Below are 255 nucleotides of genomic sequence, written 5' to 3'. Positions count from 1 at the left end.
TCTCAACATCAATTGCTTTAATGATCCGCGCAATAGAGTGCCGAGTGGGTATTCCTTTTGCGAAAGGCCGATGTTTCTGGAGCCATGACAAGTGCTCATGACCAAACTCCTCAATCTCAAGCCATCCATCAGGGCGGGATTAAGCTTTGTTAAATGTGTTAACCAAAGAAAAGCTCAGATCTAAAGTCCCCATTCCACGCCGCTTTGCGCATCTTACTCGGCTTACTCACCTTTAATGGGTGTTGCTGCAACAAG

General features: G+C 46.3%; 1 pseudogene. It reads right to left on the bottom strand.

What is annotated here, in order from left to right:
- Positions 1 to 130, bottom strand: a pseudogene (locus J3L11_RS19210) (transposase family protein); the annotation flags it as partial.
- Positions 131 to 255 lie beyond the last annotated feature (125 nt).

Origin of the sequence: Shewanella sp. 4t3-1-2LB, from assembly GCF_017368415.1 — a bacterium.
Classification (GTDB): Bacteria; Pseudomonadota; Gammaproteobacteria; order Enterobacterales; family Shewanellaceae; genus Shewanella; species Shewanella fodinae.
The sequence above is the reverse complement of the archived record's forward strand: the minus strand, read 5'-3'. Positions and strand labels throughout refer to the sequence as shown.